The sequence below is a fragment of the Streptomyces diastaticus subsp. diastaticus genome, assembly GCF_011170125.1.
Lineage (GTDB): Bacteria > Actinomycetota > Actinomycetes > Streptomycetales > Streptomycetaceae > Streptomyces > Streptomyces diastaticus.
The window spans coordinates 141,069-158,545 of sequence record NZ_BLLN01000001.1; the positions used below are offsets into that span (position 1 = coordinate 141,069).

Sequence of the window (17,477 nt, forward strand, 5' to 3'; positions counted from 1 at the left end):
CTCCTCGGCCCGGCAAGGGGCCGGGCGCCGCGGGCCGCCGCCCGCCGGACCCTTGCGGCGCGGCCCCCGTACCGGGAGAGCGGAGGGAACTCCTTCGGAACAACCGGCCGCCCTGCCGTAGTTTCGTGACCATGACCGACACGTCTCCTTACACGGCCGCGGCCGACCGCTACGACTCCATGGAGTACCGGCGCACCGGGCACAGCGGCCTCAAGCTCCCCGCCATCTCGCTGGGCCTGTGGCACAACTTCGGTGACGACCGCTCCCTCGACTCGCAGCGCGCGATCCTGCGCCGCGCCTTCGACCTCGGCATCACCCACTTCGACCTGGCCAACAACTACGGACCGCCGCCCGGCTCGGCGGAGCTGAACTTCGGCAAGCTGCTGAAGCAGGACTTCGCCCCGTACCGCGACGAACTGGTCCTCTCCACCAAGGCCGGCTACCTCATGCACCCCGGCCCGTACGGCGAGTGGGGCTCGCGCAAGTACCTGCTCTCCTCGCTGGACGCCTCGCTGAAGCGGATGGGCACCGACTACGTCGACATCTTCTACTCGCACCGCTTCGACCCGCAGACTCCGCTGGAGGAGACGATGGGCGCGCTGGCCACCGCGGTGCAGCAGGGCAAGGCGCTCTACGTCGGCGTCTCCTCCTACAACAGCGAGCAGACCGCCGAGGCCGCCCGCATCCTGCGCGAGATGGGAGTGCGCCCGCTGATCCACCAGCCCTCGTACTCCATGATCAACCGCTGGACCGAGGACGACGGCCTGCTCGACACGCTGGAGGCGGCCGGCATGGGCTGCATCTCCTTCGTGCCGCTGGCGCAGGGGCTGCTGACGGACAAGTACCTGAAGGGGATCCCGGAGGGCTCGCGCGCCACCCAGGGCAAGTCGCTCGACCCGGGCCTCCTCTCGGAGGAGGTCACCCGCCGCCTCAACGGGCTCAACGACATCGCCGCCCGCCGCGGCCAGTCGCTGGCACAGCTCGCGCTGAGCTGGGTGCTGCGGGACCCGCGGATGACCTCGGCGCTGATCGGCGCCTCCAGTCCGCACCAGGTGGAGCAGAACGTGGCGGCGCTCTCGGGCCCGCCCCTCACCGGCGAGGAGCTGCGGGAGATCGACTCCTTCGCCGTCTCGACGCCGGGCACCAACATCTGGGCCGACCGGAGCTGACCGGCAGCGGAAAGGGCGCCCCTCCACCGACTCGTCGGTGGAGGGGCGCCCTTCGCGGTACGGGCGGTGCGCGCCGTACCCAAGAAAGCGGGCCGGTCCGTGGGGGGGGTTACGGACCGGCCCGAGGGGGGGGTTTCCACCATAACCCTTCGTAAGTGATGCTGCGTGCATTCCGGCAGAAAAATTACGCTCCGCAGTCGCCCCGCGACGCGCCGGGGAGCCGCCCCCAGGGCAGCGAGCCCCCTCCCACCGGCGGTTTCCCCGGCCCGTGGGGCGTACGGGCCGGACGTGACGGAGGGGACGCGCTCCACCCGCACGGGTTACGCCGCCTGCGGTCCTCGACTTGACGTATCCGGACCGGAGCCGGGGCCCGGCGGGTGTGTCGTGCGGCCCCCTCCACCGCACGACACCCCGGGCCCGTGATCCGCGCGGGGCGCACGCGCTCCGGCAGCAGCACTCGGAGCGGCCGCCTTCGCCGACGCGCATCTCAATGGTCTGAACCTACGTGAGGGCCGGCCACCCCACGAGCCCCGTTCGATAACGATGCGGAATCACCAACTCCGCTCCGGGGCGGTCTGCCCGCATTCCTCCCCTGGTGCCCCGTCAGCCCGCCGTCTCCGGCACCACGCGGTCCGGCCGACGCCTCGGCAGCGCTCCGGCGGGCGCGACGGCCCGGACCGGAGCGGAACGCCCGCAGGGACCGCCGGCCCGCCGGACGGGTCAGGGCGGGTCAGGACGGCCGGACCGTGATCGCGCCGTTGGCGGTGCGCAGGTCCATGCGGTACTCACCGTGCGGATCGTCGGTGAGGGTGACGGCCTTGCGGCCGCCGGCGGTGTCGGCGGCTATGCGGTAGCCGGCGGGCGGGGCCGAGACGATGATCGAGCCGTTGGCCGTGGTGGCGCTGATGTCCTGGGCGGTGGCGGGGATGACGTCGACGGCGCCGTTCGACGTGCGGACGCTGATGCCGTCGCCGTGCAGGTCGCGCCCCTTGACCCGGCCGTCACCGGTGCGGACCGACACCTTGCCGGTGGCGCCGGTCACCTCGACCGCGCCGTCGGTGGTGGAGACGTCCACCGCGCCGACGTTGGCCAGGGTGATGCGCCCGGAGCCGGTGCTGCCGCTGACCGGGACCCCGGCCGGCAGGTCGACGGTGTACGCGACCGAGCAGCGGTGCCCGCAGCCGGAGAGGGTGAGGACGCCGTCCTCGACCCGGTGGGTGGCGCCCTCGGGCTTCTCCCCCTGGTAACGCAGCTCCCGCTGGACGCGGACCGAGGTGGCGGCGCGGTCACCGCGCAGGGTGACGGCGCCGGCCGCGGAGTCGATCCGGACCGCGCTGACCTCACCTCCCACCCGCTGGTCGTCGCGGGCCTCGTCGGCCCGGGCCAGGCCGCAGGCGGTGAGCCCGCCCAGGGCCAGGACGAGTACCGCGGCGAACGCGGCCGTGCCGGCCGGTGAACTGCGGGTGCGGCGCATGGTGGTCCCCCTCTGGTCGGACGCGTGAACGGTCGTACGCGCGGGCCGGCCCCTCTCCGGCCCCCTCCGACGGTAAGCTCCCCGCCTGCGCCGTTCCATGGGGATACCCCCCGGTTGACGGGTCAGGGACCCCCTACGGGTGCGTGCGCCGGAGCACTCTCGGCAGGTCCGCGCCCCCGGCGCGCACCGCCACGGCTCGTCTGCGCGACCCGGCGACACGCCGCCTGTCGGCCCAATCGGGCGAGCCACCCGGGCACGGCGGCCTTCTGGCGGGGTCCGGGTGCGGCGGTGCGAGGAGGGGGTGTGCGGGGAGTGGACGGCGGAGCCGCACGCGGGGCGCGGACCGGGGCGCGTGGGGTGCGCCGGGTGCGCGTGCGGTGAGTTCCGTACCCGAGGTACCCCGCCGCGGTGGTCGCCCCCTCCCGCGCACGCCTCCCCGCCGCCTCGGCGATGGCGGTGGGCGGCCCGGCGCGGCTGGCGGCACTCTCCGACGGCGTCCACGCGATCGCGATGACCCTGCTCGTCCTCGGCCTCTCCCTCCCCGAGGGGACTCGGCCGGTTCCACCGCGAACCGCGCGACACGGTGCCCCAGTTCCTCGCCTACGGGCTGAGCTTCACGCTGCTGGTCGGCTTCTGGCAGGACCAGCGGCGCATCCTCATACTGGTCCGCCAGGTCGATGAGGGCTTCGTCCGGCTGGCCGCGCTGGGACTCGGGGCGGTGGCCCTGGTCCCCTTCCCGACCTCCATGCAATCCGACTACACCGGGGAGCCGGTGGCCGTGGCCCTGTACTCCGCCGTGAGCGCCGTGATCGACCTGATCCACCTCGCCCAGTTCACCCTGCTGCGCGGCAGTCCCCGCCCGCGTACCCGCCCGGTCCCCCGCCACATCGCCTGGGGGTTCAGCGCCGAACCGGGTTCGACCGTCCTGGTGTTCGGCGCCGCCGCGCTCGTCGCCCTCCACGACCCGACGGCCGCGATGTACACCTGGCTGGCCCTGATCCCGCTGAAAACGGCGGTGGGCCGGGCGAGCAGGCGACGACCCGGCCAAGGCCTGTCTGACAGGTGAGGTCACCTCCTGGGCGTACTCAGGACCCCAGCAGGAAGCGAGTGCGTGCGTCCTCGTGCCCGGCCCGCAGGCGCGCCTCTCCGGTCAGCGCGCCCAGCGCGCCCGCCCAGTCACGCAGCCGGTCGGCGCGGAGCCCCGGGACCAGCTCGGCGAGCCGCCCGGCCCGTTCTGCCAGCTCAGCGGCACAACTGACCCCGTCCAGCGCCCAGTCGACCGCGTCGAAGTCGGGGTCGCCCCAGGCGGGTCTCGGGTCGATGGCGACCAGACGGCCGCCGGGGCCGTGCAGCACGTTGGCCGGGTGCAGGTCACCGTGGACTAGCTGTTCTGTCCGGGGAGGTTGTGAACGGTGAGACAGGTCTCGGCCGAGGGATCTTGAACGGGTGAGGGCCTTCCGGTTCGGTGTGGATTGCGACGTCTACACCAACCAGAAAGGCCCTCGTGCCCCACCGTAATGCACCCCTGACCGAGACCGGACGGCTGCGCCTGGCCCGTTGCGTGGTCGAGGACGGCTGGCCCCTGCGCCGGGCCGCCGAACGCTTCCAGGTCTCGCCCACCACCGCCCAGCGGTGGGCCGACCGCTACCGCCGCCTGGGGGAAGCCGGCATGGCCGACCGCTCCAGCCGCCCACGCACGAGCCCGGGCCGCACTCCCACCCGTACCGAGCGGCGGATCATCAAGGTCCGTCTGCTGCGCCGGTGGGGACCGGCCCGCATCGCGCACTTCCTGCACCTGGTGCCCTCGACCGTGCACCGCGTGCTCACCCGCTACCGCCTGGCCCGCCTGTCGCATCTCGACCGGACCACCGGCCGCGTGGTGCGCCGCTACGAACGCGCCAGGCCCGGCGAACTCGTCCACGTCGACATCAAGAAACTGGGCAACATCCCCGACGGCGGCGGACACAAGGTCCATGGCAGGGCTCAGGGCGGCCGCAACAGCTCCGCGCACCGCGACCCCGCCCGGCCCCGCGCCGTCCACGGCCGTCCCAACCTCGGCTACAGCTACCTGCACACCGCCGTCGACGACCACTCCCGCCTCGCCTACAGCGAGATCCACGCGGACGAGAAGAAGGAGACCGCCACCGCCTTCTGGCAGCGGGCCCACACCTTCTTCACCCAGGCCGGGATCTCCGTCGAACGGGTACTGACCGACAACGGCTCCTGCTACCGCTCACGCGACTGGCGCGATGCCCTGGCAGCGACCGGGATCGCCCACAAGCGGACCCGGCCCTACCGGCCCCAGACGAACGGCAAGGTCGAACGCTTCAACCGCACCCTGCTGGACGAGTGGGCCTACGCACGCCCCTACCGGTCAGAAGCCGAGCGCCGCCAAGCGTTCCCGCAATGGCTGCACACCTACAATCACCACCGCGGACACACCGCGCTGAAAGGGCAACCACCCGCCAGCCGCGTCCCCAACCTCACAGGGCAATACAACTAGCCGGGTCACGGGCGCGGAGGCGGCCAGCTCCAGGGCCCGCGCGCGGGCCCTGCGGAGCCGGATCTCGGCCTCGGGCCGGTCCGGGCCCGCCCGCCGCAGGGCGAGATCGTAGAGGAAGCCGACCCGGTGGGCGAGCGGACGCACGGCCGAGCCCTCGTAGGGGCGCTCGGCCGGCCCGCACTCCCGGAGCCGGCGCAGCAGCGTCGCGAGCTGCTCCGGCTCCCAGTCCTGACCGTGCACAGGCACGCCCGGGGCCACCCCGTCCAGCAGCAGGGCCCCGGCTCCGGGGTCGGCCGCGAGGAGGCGGACCACCGAGGGCGTCCGCCCCCAGGCCGCCAGAGCCTCCGCCTCCTCGGCGGCGATCATCGGGTCGGGCGTCAGCTTCAGCCAGACCGCTCCGCCGTCCTCGCGCCGCCGGCACCGCAAGACCCGCGAGGTGCTCCCGCCGCCGGCCGCCAGTGGTTCCAGCTCCCAGCGGTCGGCCAGGGCGGCGAGCCGGTCCGGAAGCGCGTCGCACCAGGCGTCGGCGGCCGGGCCGAAACGGGCGAGGAGGCGGGCACGGGCGGACGGGGGCAGGACGTCGAGGCGGGCACGGGGCATGAGTCTCCCTCCGGGCGGGGACCCGGTCCGGCGAACCGGGGCGCGGTGACGGGCTTCGGCCGAGTAGCGTGTCAGGCATGTCGTGTCCTGAGTCGGACCGGGTCGGGGCTTTCGGTCACCCGCCGTCAGCCCCCTGACCCCCGGTCCCGCAGCCCTGCCGTTCCGCCGCTCCCTCGGCGGGGCACGTCTGCCCGGTGGGGCCCGGCCGTGGTGACGAGATGCCGTGCACGTATCTCCCCTCACCTCGGAGCACCCGATGCCTCTTCCTCTCCACCTCCTCTCCCTGGCGGTCTTCGCCATGGGCACCTCGGAGTTCATGCTGGCCGGCCTCCTGCCGGCCCTCGCCTCCGACCTCGGCGTGCCCGTCGGCACCGCGGGCGTGCTCACCTCCGCGTTCGCCGTCGGCATGGTGGCCGGCGCCCCGCTGGTGGCCGCGCTCGCCCGCGACCGGCCCCGCCGGCCCAGCCTGCTCGTCTTCCTCCTCGCCTTCGCGGCCGCGCACGTGGTCGGGGCCGTGACGACCAGCTTTCCGGTCATGGTCGTCGTCCGGGTCGTCGCCGCCCTCGCCAACGCGGGGTTCCTCGCCGTCGCCCTGACCGCCGCGGCGTCGATGGTGCCGCCCGCCCGGAAGGGCCGGGCACTGGCCGTGCTGCTGGGAGGCACGACGCTGGCCACGGTCGCCGGTGTCCCCGGCGGCGCGGTGCTCGGCACCCTGCTCGGCTGGCGCGCCACCTTCCTCGCCGTCGCCGTGCTCTGCGTGCCCGCCGCCCTCGGCGTCCTGCTGGGTGTCCCGGCCGGGCGGGCACGGGCGGACGCGGTCGCGCACCCGAGCCTGCGTGCGGAACTCGCCCAGCTCGCCCGGGGCCGGCTGGTCCTGGTGATGCTGCTCACCGCGCTGGTGAACGCGGCGACCTTCGGCGCCTTCACCTTCCTCGCCCCGGTCGTGACCGGCACGGCCGGGCTGGGCACCTGGGGGATCTCCGTCGCTCTGGTCCTGTTCGGCGCGGGCTCCTTCGCCGGAGTGACGGCCGCCGGCCGCCTCACCGACCGGCGGCCCGGCCTGGTCGTCGCGGTCGCCGGCCCCCTGCTGCTCGCCGGCTGGCCCGCGCTGGCCCTGCTCGCCGGGGAGCCGGCCGCCCTGCTCCCCCTGCTCTTCGTGCAGGGCGCGCTGTCGTTCGCGCTGGGCAGCACCTTGATCACCCGTGTCCTCCACGAGGCGGCACACGCCCCCACCATGGCGGGCTCGTACGCGACGGCCTCCCTCAACATCGGCGCCGCCGCCGGCCCCGTCGCCGCCGCGGCCACCCTCCCCACGCCCCTCGGCGACCGCGGCCCGTTCTGGACGGCGGCCGTGCTGGTCGCGGTCAGCCTGTTCGCCGCGTCGGCGTTCCGCGAGGTGGTGGCGCCGGGCGCCGCTCCGGCGCCGGCCGGGGAGTCCGTACACGTCTGAGCGCGCGGTCGGCGGTGGCGGGGCGTGCGCCGACCGTACTTGGGGCGTTCGCCTGCGGACGGGGGCGGCGCGGCACACCATGGGGCCGGGAGCTTGCCGCTCCTGGCTCCGTGCGCCACCAAGCGTCCCCCCATGCGGAGACCTTCGCCGCGCCAAGGGGAGCCCTGTATGCCGATCAGCCTCGACAAGATCCCGCCCGGTCTGGTCGGCCTCACCGAGACCGCCGGCGTCTCGCTGCGCAAGCGCGGCCTCGCCGACCGGGGGGTGCGGGCCGCCGTGTACCTCGTCCTCGACCGCTCCGGCTCGATGCGCCGCTACTACCGCGACGGCACCGTGCAGCGCCTGGCGGAACAGGCCCTCGCGCTCGCCGCCCATCTGGACGACGACGGCACGGTGCCGGTGGTCTTCTTCGACACCGACGCCCACCCCACCACCGAGGTGAGCCTGGACGCCTACGAGGGCCGTGTCCAGGAACTCCACGAGCGGTACGGGCACATGGGGAGGACCAACTACGCGGCCGCCATGCTGGAGGTGATCGAGCACTACACCGCCTCCGGCGCGACCGCTCCCGCCTTCGTGATCTTCCAGACCGACGGCGGCCCCGACTCCCGGCCGGAGGCGGAACGTGTCCTGTGCCGGGCCGCCCGCCTGCCGGTGTTCTGGCAGTTCGTCGGCTTCGGCGACGACCGGTTCGCCTTCCTGCGCAAGCTGGACGAGCTGGCCGTACCGAGGAGGCGGATCGTCGACAACGCCGGGTTCTTCGCGGCCGGGCCCCGGCCGGGCTCCTGGACGGACGAGGCGCTGTACGACGCGTTGCTGACCGAGTTCCCCTCCTGGCTCAAGGAGGCCGGGGCGCTGGGCCTGCTGCCCGGCTGAGTCCGGGGCGGCCGGCCGAAGCTCCCTGCCCGGACCCGGGTCCGGGCAGGGAGCTTCGACGGTGGTCCGCCGCCCGGTGCGGGCGGGCTCAGTCGAGGCTGTCCGGTTCGGGGCCCGTGCGCAGCCCCTCGTCCAGGGTGGCGAGAGCGGCCATCTCGTCGGCGGTGAGGGTGAAGCCGAGGACGTCGAGGTTCTCGCGGATGCGGGAGGGGGTGACGGACTTGGGGATCACCACGTTGCCGAGCTGGAGGTGCCACCGGAGGACGATCTGGGCCGGGGTCCGGCCGTGGCGGGCGGCGAGACCGGTGATCGTGCCGTTCTTCAGCAGGGCGCCCTGGGCCAGGGGGCTCCACGCCTCGGTGGCGATGCCGTGCTCGGCGTGCAGGGCGCGCAGGCCGGCCTGCTGGAGGCCGGGATGCAGCTCGATCTGGTTGACCGCGGGGACGATGCCGGAGGCGTCGATCAGGCGGGTCAGGTGGGCGGGCTGGAAGTTGGAGACGCCGATGGCACGGGTCCGGCCGTCGGCGAGCAGCTTCTCCAGGGCGCGCCAGGTGTCGAGGTAGCGGTCGCGGGCCGGGGCCGGCCAGTGGATCAGGTACAGGTCGACGTGGTCCAGCCCGAGCCGGGCGAGCGAGGCGTCGAAGGCGGTGAGAGTGGCGTCGTAGCCCTGGTCGTCGTTCCACACCTTGGTGGTGACGAAGAGTTCGTCGCGGGGGATGCCGGAGCCGGCGAGAGCGCGGCCGACGCCCGCTTCGTTGCCGTAGACGGCGGCGGTGTCGATCGAGCGGTAGCCGGCCTCCAGCGCGGTGGCGACGGCGGCCGTGGTCGCCTCGTCGGGCACCTGGAAGACGCCGAAGCCGAGCTGCGGCATGGTGACGCCGTTGTGGAGGGTGACGGTGGGGACGGGAGTGGTGTTCACGTGCTGTGCCTTGTCCTTCATCAGTGGTGTACGGGTTCGGGGGCGGCCGGGGTGGCGGCGGTGGGCACGGGCTCCCGGGCCGCGCGGGCCTCGTCGCGGCGCTGGAGGGCGGCCGAGAGGAGGGCCAGCAGCAGCGCGGAGCCGGCGAGCAGGGCGCCGACCCAGTTCGGGGCGGTCCAGCCGAGACCGGAGGCGATGACGAGTCCGCCGAGCCAGGCGGCCAGGGCGTTGCCCAGGTTGAAGGCGCCGATGTTGACGGCGGAGGCCAGCGTGGGGGCACCGTGGGCGTGGTCGAGGACCCGCTTCTGGAGGGGCGGCACGGTGGCGAAGCCGAGGGCGCCGATCAGGGCGAGGGTGAGCGCGGCGGCGGCCTTGTGATGCGCGGTGACGGTGAACAGGGCGAGGACCAGGGTCAGGCCGCCGAGCGAGGCGTGGAGCATCGGCATCAGCGCGCGGTCGGCGAACCTGCCACCGACCAGGTTGCCCGCGACCATGCCCAGACCGAAGAGGACCAGCAGCCAGGTCACCGAGGAGTCGGCGAAGCCGGCGACCTCGGTCATCATGGGCGCCACGTAGGTGACGGCGGCGAAGACCCCGCCGAAGCCGAGCACGGTCATCGCCATGGCCAGCAGGACCTGCGCGTTCCGGAACGCCGCCAGCTCGTGCCGCAGCCTCACCCCTTCCGGCTTCGGCAGGGCCGGGACGAGCCGGGCCACACCGAGCAGGCCGAGGACGCCGAGTCCGGCGACGACGACGAAGGTGGCCCGCCAGCCGGCGCTCTGACCGATGAGGGTGCCGAGCGGCACACCGGCCACGTTGGCGAGGGTCAGGCCGGTGAACATCAGCGCGATGGCTCCGGCCCGTTCACGAGGGGCGACCAGGTCGGCGGCGACGACCGAGCCGATGCCGAAGAAGGCGCCGTGCGCGAGGGAGGCGACGATCCGCCCGGCCAGCATCACGCCGAAGGCGGGGGCGGCGGCGGAGAGCAGGTTGCCCGCGACGAACAGGCCCATCAGCAGCATCAGCATGTGCTTGCGGGAGATCTTCGTCCCGAGCACGGTCATGATCGGCGCGCCCGCGACGACGCCGAGCGCGTACCCGGTGACCAGCAGCCCGGCCGTCGGGACGGTGACGCCGAAGTCGGCGGCCACGTCGGGGAGCAGGCCCATGATCACGAACTCGGTGGTACCGATCCCGAAGGCTCCGACGGCCAGGGCCAGGAGGGCTGGAGGCATGGGTGTGCCTTTCCTGGAAGGGGAGGGAGAAGCGCTGCTCCGAGGAGCTCGACCCGACAGGACGGGTAACCGCTGACAGCGCCTTACAAGCGGACACACTAATTGCACACGCGGGATGATTGCAAGCGCGGGCTATTAGTGAAGGGGCTTCTCCCGCCCCCCTCTCCTCACCCGTCCGCCCCCGCGAACATCTCGATGAGGCCGCAGGGGGCGCGGCCGCCGACGCAGAGGGTGAGAACCTTCTCGGCGTCGGCGGCGGTCCTGGCGCCGCGCGGGAAGAGCGCCGCCTCGTACGCGGCGAGGGCCGCCTCGACGTCGCCGGGAGGGGCCGCGAGAGCCTCGCCGAGTCCGGCGCCGTCGGGCAGGGCGAGGTTGGCGCCCTCACCGGAGGGCGGCACGAGGTGGGCGGCGTCGCCGAGCAGGGCGACGCCCGGGACCCGCGCCCAACGGTGCCCGGCGGGCAGGCGTGCGGGAGGCGTACGACCGGGGCGGTGTCCCCGTCGGTGACGAGGGCGGTCAGCTCCGGCGCCCACCCCCTCGAACTCCTCGGCGACGCACCGTACGACCGCGGACGGGTCGGCGAGGTCGGCGGCGTCGGCCCACGCCCGGCCCCGGGCGAGCTGCACGTAGGTGTGCAGCACCCCGCCCGGCTCGCGGTGGGCGACGATCCCCCTGCCCGGCACCAGCGCCGTCATCGAGCCGCCACCGACCACCTTCGCGCCGGGATGGCGCGCGTCACCGTCGAAGAGCCACGTCTCCACGAAGACCACGCCGACATAACGAGGTGTCGCCGCCGAGGCCAGGGGGCGCACGCGTCGGAACCGCTCGACACGGTGGGCGAGCGCGGCCTCACCTTCCGCGCGCTGGCGGAGCGCCGCGCGACCGGACCCGGGGCGATCTACTGGCACGTCACCGGCAGGGCGGAACCGCTGACCGCCGCCCCCGACGCCGTCATCGCCCCCGCCGCCTCACCGGCCGACCCCGCAGCGGCCCCGCGGGAAGCCCCTCCGCACGCTCACGCTCGGCGTCTTCGACGCGCTGGACGCCCACCCCCGTGGGTCGGCCCGCAGCTCGACTTCACCGAAAGCCGGTCCCCCTGCTCCGGGTCTTCGAGCGCGTCGGCCGCCAGGTCGAGGCGCTGGGCGTGCCGGAGACCGCCCGGTTCACCTCCGCGCCGGCACTGATGAGCTACATCCTCGGGGTGGCGGGGCAGGACGCCGCGAGCAGCCGGTCGGTGCCCCCGGCACCGACCGCACCGCCCACCTCGACGCCGTCGCCGTCGCCGACACCTGGGGCGAACTCGACGCCGAGCATTACCCGTTCACCCGAGGCGTCACAGGGCAGCTCAGGGCCGGCCCCGCCCGCGAAAAGTTCCTGGCCGGCGTCGGCCTGATCCTCACCGGCAACGCGGCCCTGCGGTGGATCAGCTCACCGCCGGGTCGCCGGACTCCTGCGCCTGCGGAGCGGCGGCACCGCGCGGGAACGACACCTCGACACGGCGGTTCTTCATCCGGCCGGCCTCGGTGGAGTTGTCGGCGATCGGGTAGTCCTCGCTGTAGCCGCGCACCTCGTAGGTGACACTCGGTCCGAGTGTCCTCACCAGTTCCTCGTGGACGGCGTCGGCACGGTTCTTCGACAGCTTCTTCCCGTGCTCGTACGAGCCGAGGTCGTCGGTGAACCCGAACACCCGCACCTTGTTCGCCTGCTGAGCCTGCGCCTCCTCGGCGATGGCCTGGATGCGGCCGCGAGCCTCCGGGTTCAGCTTGGCGCTGTCCTTGCCGAACAGGACCTCGGCCTGGAGTGCGAACTTCACATCGGTGTTGGTGTCCTCACGGCGCTCCTCGCCTCCCAGATCCTCCACCACCGACTTGATGTCCAGCACCTTCGGCGGCGCGAGTTTCGCCCCGTCCGCCAGCTTCAGCCCCGCGCTGTCCTCGGAGATCCGCGGGGGCGGAGAACTGGTCGTGCTGCCGGGCGGCGCCACGGGGTCGTCATCGTCGGCATGGGCCGCGTGCAGGGGCAGAGCGAGCGAGAGAACCAGCGAGCAGGCGAGAGTGGCCAGAGCGACATGGCGTGCTGGTTTCATCGGGGGTCACCCCTCGGAGATTTCGATGGTGGCGGGGGGCATGGTGGGGACTTGCAGTTGGACCTTGGACGTCTCATCGGGGGGAGCCGGGAACTGGGCGAACCAGTCAACAGACTCGTTGGAGTCAATTCCCCCTTCGAACAGCGTGCATAGGCATCGCCCTCCCGTATCCCGAAGGATCAGGTACTTCTTTTTACCAACCGCGTCGACGATGGTCGCCCCCGCCATGGACCCAGCACTCTTACTCAACTCGCTTTCATCACTCTTCCATTCCCCCGCCGTCCAAAATGAACCCTTGCCATTCGTCACTTTTCCGGAGACGGTGAGAAACCCACCCCCGTCCCGGACTGCCGAATCGACCGTGAGAGTGATTCCATTTCCATTCACCTCAGCAAGTGGGCCATCCTCGGGGGCGCTGCGGCCAACGTCAGCCGAGGGCGCCTTCGATACCTCCGCACTCGGAACCTTCGCATCCTCTCCCTCTCCCTCACTCCCTCCACAGGCGGAGATGGCGAAGGAGAGCGTCACAGCGCAGGCCGCAGCCATAACGCGATGACGGCTTCCAGTAAAGCCACGAAGATCCATTACCAGAGACTCCCTCTAAACGTGCAGGCTCACCCAACTAGCCGAGCTGCGAACATTTCGTCGACTTCCGGAAGGTCACTCTCGTCGAAATCTTCCGGATCGATGACGAAGCGTTCGCCATCGCAGCGGAAGGCGACCTCATCGTCCGGATCAATTCCTTCCTCCACCGCACAACGCGGCTCAACCGCCGCGACAGCTTCAGCGCTCGCTTTGGCAGTCTCAGTCCCGGGGACAACAGATTCCCCCACCGCATCCACGTTCCGCACTCGAGCCCAGAAAGCTGGAAGATTCTTCCTCGATTCCACCCTGAAGCCAACCAGGTCAGCCCCATTTAGAGGCCATCTCATTTGGGGCACTCGGTATTCTGTGCGTCATGGTGGGGATCGTTGAGCGGTTGGTGCCGGACGAGTTGTGGGAGTTGTTCCAGCGGGTGGTGCCGGAGGCGCCGTCGCGACCTCAGGGCGGTGGTCGGCGTCGGCACGGCGACCGGGAGGTGCTGGCCGCGATCGTCTTCGTAGCCACGTCGGGTTGTACCTGGCAGCAGCTGCCGTCGGCGTCGTTTGGCCCGTCCGGAGCGACTGCTCACCGACGGTTCTCGGAGTGGTCGAAGGCCAGGGTGTGGGCCAAACTCCACCGCCTGGTTCTCGACGAACTCGGTGCCCGCGGGGAGCTGGACTGGTCGCGGTGCGCAATCGACTCGGTGAACATGCGGGCCCTGAAAAGGGGGACCTGACGGGTCCGAATCCTGTCGACCGGGGCAAGTACGGCTCGAAGATCCACCTGGTCACGGAACGGTCGGGTCTGCCCGTCTCCGTCGGCATCTCCGGGGCCAACCTCCACGACAGCCAGGCACTGATCCCGCTCGTGAAGGGCATCCCGCCAATCCGCTCGCGGCGCGGCCGACGACGGCGCAAGCCCGGCAAGCTTCACGCCGACAAGGGCTACGACTATGCCCATCTGCGGCGATGGTTACGCGAGCGAGGTATCACCCACCGCATCGCCCGTAAGGGAGTCGAGTCCTCGCAACGGCTGGGCCGTCACCGCTGGACCGTGGAACGCACCATGGCCTGGCTTGCCGGCTGCCGCCGCCTCCACCGACGCTACGAACGCAAGGCCGACCACTTCCTCGCCTTCACCAGCATCGCCTGCACTCTCATCTGCTACCGCAGGCTCACCAAATGAGATGACTTCTTAAGGAAGCTAGACGGCTGGCCTCCACCTCCGCCCCATCACCGACAGCGGACTCCGCATACAACCATTCCAACCATCCGTCACCGTCGCCGATCGATTCCACGAGTCCGTCGAAAAGGGCAAGACGAGACTCCTGCGCTGCAGCCAATGCCGCCGCATCAGCGGCAGACTGTGCGCCATTTCTGGCCACCGCCGCTTGAGCAAATGCAAAGAAGGCGAATGCAACGAAGAGTAGCATCCCAGAAATCCAGATAAATAGAGGCAAGGCCTGCCCCTGGTCAAGACGCCGGGTATCGACAGTCAACGGCCGACGACGTCGCTGACCGCCTTCCCGATGGCTTCGGAAATCTTCGCATCCAAGGCCAGTCGATCGATCAGAACGAAGATCCCCGCGATCAGAATCATCAACCCCGCGTACTCCACGAAGCCCGCGCCCCGGTCGCGGTTCGCCCTGTTCAGGGCGCGGGTGGTCCAGGTCTGGGCCGCCCGGTGCAGGGCCAGTGCTGCCCTCAAGGTCGAGTTCCTCATGGTGGGGGCCTCCTTGGTCGGGGGTGCTTCGGGGACGGTATGAGGTGGTGCGGCGAACGGAGGAGGGCCCGGGGGCCCACACGGGGACCCAAGCGGGGTGGGAACCGGTGCCGGAGGTGGGACGTGCCCTTTGGCCGGGGGTACAAGGGCGCGCGGGCCGACCGGAGCCGCAACCGGAGGCCCGGGTGGGCCGGTCCGGGCCGGCGTCGGTGCCCGGGGCAGGGGGCTGCCGGTTCATCGCGGTGCCGTCCTGGGGGACGAGGACGGGTTGGTGCCCAGCCACGTCGCTATGGCGGCGCTGCGGTTGGGGGCGTGGAGTTTGGCGAAGATGCGGTTGATGTGGTTCTTGACGGTCTTCTCACTGATGAAGCACGTCGCCGCTATCTGCTGGTTGCTCATCCCCGAGGCGATCAGTTCCATGACCTCGACCTCCCGTGAACTCAGCCCGTGCGCTGCCCTGTTCGACTCTCCCACAGCGGATTGCAGTCGCGAAGGGGGTTCGGCGGAGGTTGGCGGGTTCGAGACGGGTGGCCGGTGGGGGACGGCCGGCGCGACAAAGTGGGCGAGGAGGGCGTTCCTGGCGGACGGGGTGAGGTGCGCGTGGCCCTCGTGGGCGTCGCGTACGGCGCGGGCCAGTTGGTCGGCGGTGAACTCGCCGTGCACGAGGTAGCCGACGGCGCCCAGCCCGAGGGCGCGTTGGACGGTGTCGCGTTCGCGGCTGTAGGTGAGCATCAGGACGGGGGCGAGGCGGACCAGGTGCGGCAGGGCGGCGAGGCCGTCGACGCCGGGCATGCGCACGTCCAGGAGGACCACGTCGGGCCGGTGGTGGCGGGTGGCCGCGAGGGCGCGGTGGCCGTCACCGGCCTCGGCGACGACACGGATGCCGGGGCGGGCGCCGAGCAGGGCGCTGAGTCCGGCGCGGACGACCTGGTTGTCGTCGGCGACGACCACGCGCAGGGTCCGGCCCCCGGGCGCGGGGTGGGGGCGGAGAGGGGCCGTGCGCGGGTCCGGGCGGGTGCGGGTGGTGCGCGCTTCGGGTGCGGCGGTTCGGCCGTGTGCCTCGGTGTGGGGTGCGTCCGGCATGGTGGCCTCCTCTCGGGGCGGGGTCGGTGGTGCTCCGTCCGGATGTGAGCGGTCCGGGTGTGGTGCTCGCGTTAAGAGTGTCCTCAGTCCGGGGTCTTCGTGGGTGGGTTTTGGTCGGATAGGTGTTCCCGCCGGGCGGAAGGGGGCGTTCCTGGCGCGGGCGGGGTCGGTGGGCGGCGCGGGGGCGGTGGCGCCGCGTCCAGTCCGGCGAGGGGCAGCTCCAGCCGTACCTCCGTGCCGGGGTGGTGTGTCGCCGGGTCGTCGGCGGGTCCCACGCGGAGCCGGCCGCCGATCGCGGTGGCGCGTTCCGCCATGCCGACGAGACCGAAGTGGCCGGTCTCGGCGGCGGAGCGGAGCGTGAGACCGGCCGGGAGTCCGGGGCCGCCGTCGGTGACGGTGAGGCGCAGGGAACGGCTGGTGGCGGCGAGGCTGACCCGGGTGGGGCCGGCGGCGTGGCGGTGGGCGTTCTCCACGGCTTCGGCGGCGATGGCCAGCAGGTGCCCGGCGACGGCGTGGGGCACGGGCGGCAGGGGCCCGGCCGTGCTGAGGGGTGTGCCGGGCGGCAGCCCCGCGCGCAGGGTCTCGGCGAGGTCGACGGGGTCGGTGGGGTCGGCCGCGTCGTGGCGCAGCCCGGCCAGCAGGTCACGGGAGTCGGCGGCAGCACGGCGGGCGGCGGCGGCGACCTGGACGGCGCGGTCGCGGAGGGTGTCGGGCGGCAGGTGGCCGGTGCCTTCGGCGAGGGCGTCGGCGGTGAGGGCGAGGCCGTGCAGGGTCTTGGCGAGGGAGTCGTGCAGGTCGCGGGCGAGGCGGGCGCGTTCGGCCTCGACGGCGCCGGCCACGGCGAGCCGGGCGTTGGCCTCGGCGAGGGCTGTGGTGGCGGCGCCGAAGCGGAACATGAGGTTGCGCAGGGTCACCCCGGTGATTCCGGCGGCGACGCAGAAGCCGGCGACGAGAAGGGTGCTCGCGCCGCTGGTGAGGGCGTCGCCCCAGGCACGGTGGGCGATGAGGAGGACGACGAGCTGGCAGCCGGTGAGGACGCCGGAGCCACGCCAGCCGTAGAGGAGGCCGGCGAGGAGCGGGGTGCAGGCGGCGGCGTAGCCGAGCGGGGAGGCGGGTGAGGCGGTGAGGAGGAGGACGGCGCCGATGAACAGGTCGAGGCCGAGCAGGGCGGGGTGGCGCAGGACGGCGGGGCCGAACCGCTCCCAGTCGCGGAGCATGGCGTAGGAGGCCATGAAGCCGGTGACCGCGGCGGCGAGGACGAGGTAGCGGGCGGCGCCGTCGGCGGCGTTCTGCAGGGCGAAGGGGGTGCCGAGGGCGATCAGGGCGAGGCGGACACCGAAGACCTGGCGGCAGAGGGCCTGGAGGGCGCTGAGCTGCACGCGGGGGCTGGGGGCGGGGGCGTCGTCGGCGAGGGCGGAGGCGGTGGGGCCGGGGTCGGGCTCGTGGCCGCCGTACAGGGTGGGCGGGGCGGTCGGGGGCTGGCGGGGCGGGCGGCCCGGTGCGGCGGCGCGCCCCCATTCCGTACGGTCCCGTCGGCCGGGCGGGGTGGAGCGGGGCAGCCGGTACGGGCCCAGGCCGAACACCCGGTGCGTCTCCCGCCCGGCCGAGGGGGCCGGGCGGGGCTTCGCGGCCTCGGGCGCGTCGGTACGCGAGGGCCTGGGGGCAGGGGCCGGCCGCCCGTCCGCGTACGGGGTCGCGGCGTACGGGCCCTCGTCGGGGTCGGGTGGCTGTCGCCTGTCCCGGGCGTCCCGGGCCAGCGGGAAGGACGCGCCGGCGGC

The 17,477-nt window shown here is 72.9% G+C and carries 19 protein-coding genes and 1 pseudogene; 7 read left to right on the forward strand and 13 right to left on the reverse strand.

The features are described from left to right. Nucleotides 1-131: 131 nt before the first annotated feature. Complete coding sequence (mgrA, locus tag Sdia_RS00590; protein ID WP_124287203.1) at nt 132-1,169, forward strand: L-glyceraldehyde 3-phosphate reductase; 1,038 nt, start codon at nt 132-134, stop codon at nt 1,167-1,169. A 730-nt stretch (nt 1,170-1,899) separates the two neighbouring features. On the opposite strand, the gene Sdia_RS00595 is transcribed toward mgrA, so the two are convergent. Continuing rightward, a complete protein-coding gene (locus tag Sdia_RS00595; RefSeq protein WP_115069828.1) occupies nt 1,900-2,643 on the reverse strand; it encodes a DUF4097 family beta strand repeat-containing protein in 744 nt (247 codons plus the stop codon). Between the two features lie 450 nt (nt 2,644-3,093). Between Sdia_RS00595 and Sdia_RS29845 the strand changes: the two genes are divergently transcribed. Together Sdia_RS29845 and Sdia_RS00600 are read left to right on the forward strand one after the other, a co-directional pair. Beyond that, entirely contained in the window at nt 3,094-3,324 is a 231-nt protein-coding gene (locus Sdia_RS29845; protein ID WP_258057251.1) for a TMEM175 family protein, read from the forward strand. Beyond that, the gene (locus tag Sdia_RS00600; protein WP_262417642.1) at nt 3,227-3,709 is read left to right on the forward strand and encodes a TMEM175 family protein; all 483 of its coding nucleotides are present in this window, start codon (nt 3,227-3,229) and stop codon (nt 3,707-3,709) included. Before Sdia_RS29845 ends, Sdia_RS00600 begins: the two co-directional genes overlap by 98 nt. A gap of 19 nt (nt 3,710-3,728) precedes the next feature. On the opposite strand, the gene Sdia_RS00605 is transcribed toward Sdia_RS00600, so the two are convergent. Next, complete coding sequence (locus tag Sdia_RS00605) at nt 3,729-4,064, reverse strand: aminoglycoside phosphotransferase family protein (protein ID WP_191835332.1); 336 nt, start codon at nt 4,062-4,064, stop codon at nt 3,729-3,731. Between the two features lie 83 nt (nt 4,065-4,147). On the opposite strand from Sdia_RS00605, the gene Sdia_RS00610 reads away from it, so the two are divergent. The 3 genes from Sdia_RS00610 to Sdia_RS00625 all read left to right on the forward strand — a co-directional run bounded on the left by Sdia_RS00610 (nt 4,148) and on the right by Sdia_RS00625 (nt 8,072). Further along, nucleotides 4,148-5,146, forward strand: coding sequence for an IS481 family transposase (locus Sdia_RS00610; protein WP_191835326.1), 999 nt, complete (start codon nt 4,148-4,150; stop codon nt 5,144-5,146). Nucleotides 5,147-6,002: 856 nt separating this feature from the next. Further along, entirely contained in the window at nt 6,003-7,196 is a 1,194-nt protein-coding gene (locus tag Sdia_RS00620) for a Cmx/CmrA family chloramphenicol efflux MFS transporter (protein ID WP_100452571.1), read from the forward strand. A 168-nt stretch (nt 7,197-7,364) separates the two neighbouring features. Further along, the gene (locus Sdia_RS00625) at nt 7,365-8,072 is read left to right on the forward strand and encodes a VWA domain-containing protein (protein ID WP_189500482.1); all 708 of its coding nucleotides are present in this window, start codon (nt 7,365-7,367) and stop codon (nt 8,070-8,072) included. 88 nt (nt 8,073-8,160) lie between these two features. On the opposite strand, the gene Sdia_RS00630 is transcribed toward Sdia_RS00625, so the two are convergent. From Sdia_RS00630 to Sdia_RS00655, 7 genes and pseudogenes are all read right to left on the reverse strand, one after another. Beyond that, nucleotides 8,161-8,991 carry an aldo/keto reductase gene (locus Sdia_RS00630; RefSeq protein WP_276529932.1) on the reverse strand — a complete coding sequence of 277 codons (831 nt, stop codon included), beginning with the start codon at nt 8,989-8,991 and terminating at the stop codon, nt 8,161-8,163. A gap of 20 nt (nt 8,992-9,011) precedes the next feature. Then, nucleotides 9,012-10,226 carry an MFS transporter gene (locus Sdia_RS00635; RefSeq protein WP_115069824.1) on the reverse strand — a complete coding sequence of 405 codons (1,215 nt, stop codon included), beginning with the start codon at nt 10,224-10,226 and terminating at the stop codon, nt 9,012-9,014. A gap of 167 nt (nt 10,227-10,393) precedes the next feature. Further along, a pseudogene (locus Sdia_RS00640) lies at nt 10,394-11,086 on the reverse strand (FAD-dependent oxidoreductase); the annotation flags it as partial. A gap of 328 nt (nt 11,087-11,414) precedes the next feature. Then, nucleotides 11,415-11,540 (reverse strand): hypothetical protein, encoded by a 126-nt coding sequence (locus Sdia_RS29850; protein WP_258057171.1) that lies wholly within the window; start codon nt 11,538-11,540, stop codon nt 11,415-11,417. A 109-nt stretch (nt 11,541-11,649) separates the two neighbouring features. After that, entirely contained in the window at nt 11,650-12,312 is a 663-nt protein-coding gene (locus tag Sdia_RS00645; protein ID WP_115069823.1) for an OmpA family protein, read from the reverse strand. A gap of 6 nt (nt 12,313-12,318) precedes the next feature. After that, entirely contained in the window at nt 12,319-12,621 is a 303-nt protein-coding gene (locus tag Sdia_RS30560) for a hypothetical protein (RefSeq protein ID WP_308692520.1), read from the reverse strand. Between the two features lie 305 nt (nt 12,622-12,926). After that, nucleotides 12,927-13,154, reverse strand: coding sequence for a hypothetical protein (locus Sdia_RS00655; RefSeq protein WP_191835328.1), 228 nt, complete (start codon nt 13,152-13,154; stop codon nt 12,927-12,929). Between the two features lie 116 nt (nt 13,155-13,270). Between Sdia_RS00655 and Sdia_RS00660 the strand changes: the two genes are divergently transcribed. Then, a protein-coding gene (locus tag Sdia_RS00660; protein WP_371874218.1) for an IS5 family transposase occupies nt 13,271-14,079 on the forward strand; the annotation gives its coding sequence in 2 pieces (ribosomal slippage) (nt 13,271-13,619 and nt 13,619-14,079; 810 coding nt in all). On the opposite strand, the gene Sdia_RS00665 is transcribed toward Sdia_RS00660, so the two are convergent. The 4 genes from Sdia_RS00665 to Sdia_RS00680 form a co-directional block, all read right to left on the reverse strand. Beyond that, nucleotides 14,069-14,392 (reverse strand): pilus assembly protein TadG-related protein, encoded by a 324-nt coding sequence (locus tag Sdia_RS00665; protein ID WP_308692521.1) that lies wholly within the window; start codon nt 14,390-14,392, stop codon nt 14,069-14,071. The two genes, Sdia_RS00660 and Sdia_RS00665, sit on opposite strands and share 11 nt — an antisense overlap. Further along, nucleotides 14,389-14,616 carry a hypothetical protein gene (locus Sdia_RS00670; protein ID WP_191835329.1) on the reverse strand — a complete coding sequence of 76 codons (228 nt, stop codon included), beginning with the start codon at nt 14,614-14,616 and terminating at the stop codon, nt 14,389-14,391. The genes Sdia_RS00665 and Sdia_RS00670 overlap by 4 nt, the downstream gene beginning before the upstream one ends. Before the next feature lie 234 nt (nt 14,617-14,850). Further along, a complete protein-coding gene (locus Sdia_RS00675; RefSeq protein ID WP_191835330.1) occupies nt 14,851-15,699 on the reverse strand; it encodes a response regulator transcription factor in 849 nt (282 codons plus the stop codon). A gap of 83 nt (nt 15,700-15,782) precedes the next feature. Continuing rightward, nucleotides 15,783-17,456 (reverse strand): sensor histidine kinase, encoded by a 1,674-nt coding sequence (locus tag Sdia_RS00680; RefSeq protein WP_370464595.1) that lies wholly within the window; start codon nt 17,454-17,456, stop codon nt 15,783-15,785. Nucleotides 17,457-17,477 lie beyond the last annotated feature (21 nt).

Excerpts from the sequence above, each read along its gene's own strand:
- Sdia_RS00620 (WP_100452571.1), top strand. The coding sequence starts at position 6,003 with ATGCCTCTTCCTCTCCACCTCCTCTCCCTGGCGGTCTTCGCCATGGGC.
- mgrA (WP_124287203.1), top strand. The coding sequence starts at position 132 with ATGACCGACACGTCTCCTTACACGGCCGCGGCCGACCGCTACGACTCC.
- Sdia_RS29850 (WP_258057171.1), bottom strand. The coding sequence starts at position 11,540 with ATGCTCGGCGTCGAGTTCGCCCCAGGTGTCGGCGACGGCGACGGCGTC.
- Sdia_RS29845 (WP_258057251.1), top strand. The coding sequence starts at position 3,094 with ATGGCGGTGGGCGGCCCGGCGCGGCTGGCGGCACTCTCCGACGGCGTC.
- Sdia_RS00675 (WP_191835330.1), bottom strand. The coding sequence starts at position 15,699 with ATGCCGGACGCACCCCACACCGAGGCACACGGCCGAACCGCCGCACCC.
- Sdia_RS00670 (WP_191835329.1), bottom strand. The coding sequence starts at position 14,616 with ATGAGGAACTCGACCTTGAGGGCAGCACTGGCCCTGCACCGGGCGGCC.
- Sdia_RS00625 (WP_189500482.1), top strand. The coding sequence starts at position 7,365 with ATGCCGATCAGCCTCGACAAGATCCCGCCCGGTCTGGTCGGCCTCACC.
- Sdia_RS00645 (WP_115069823.1), bottom strand. The coding sequence starts at position 12,312 with ATGAAACCAGCACGCCATGTCGCTCTGGCCACTCTCGCCTGCTCGCTG.
- Sdia_RS00595 (WP_115069828.1), bottom strand. The coding sequence starts at position 2,643 with ATGCGCCGCACCCGCAGTTCACCGGCCGGCACGGCCGCGTTCGCCGCG.
- Sdia_RS00635 (WP_115069824.1), bottom strand. The coding sequence starts at position 10,226 with ATGCCTCCAGCCCTCCTGGCCCTGGCCGTCGGAGCCTTCGGGATCGGT.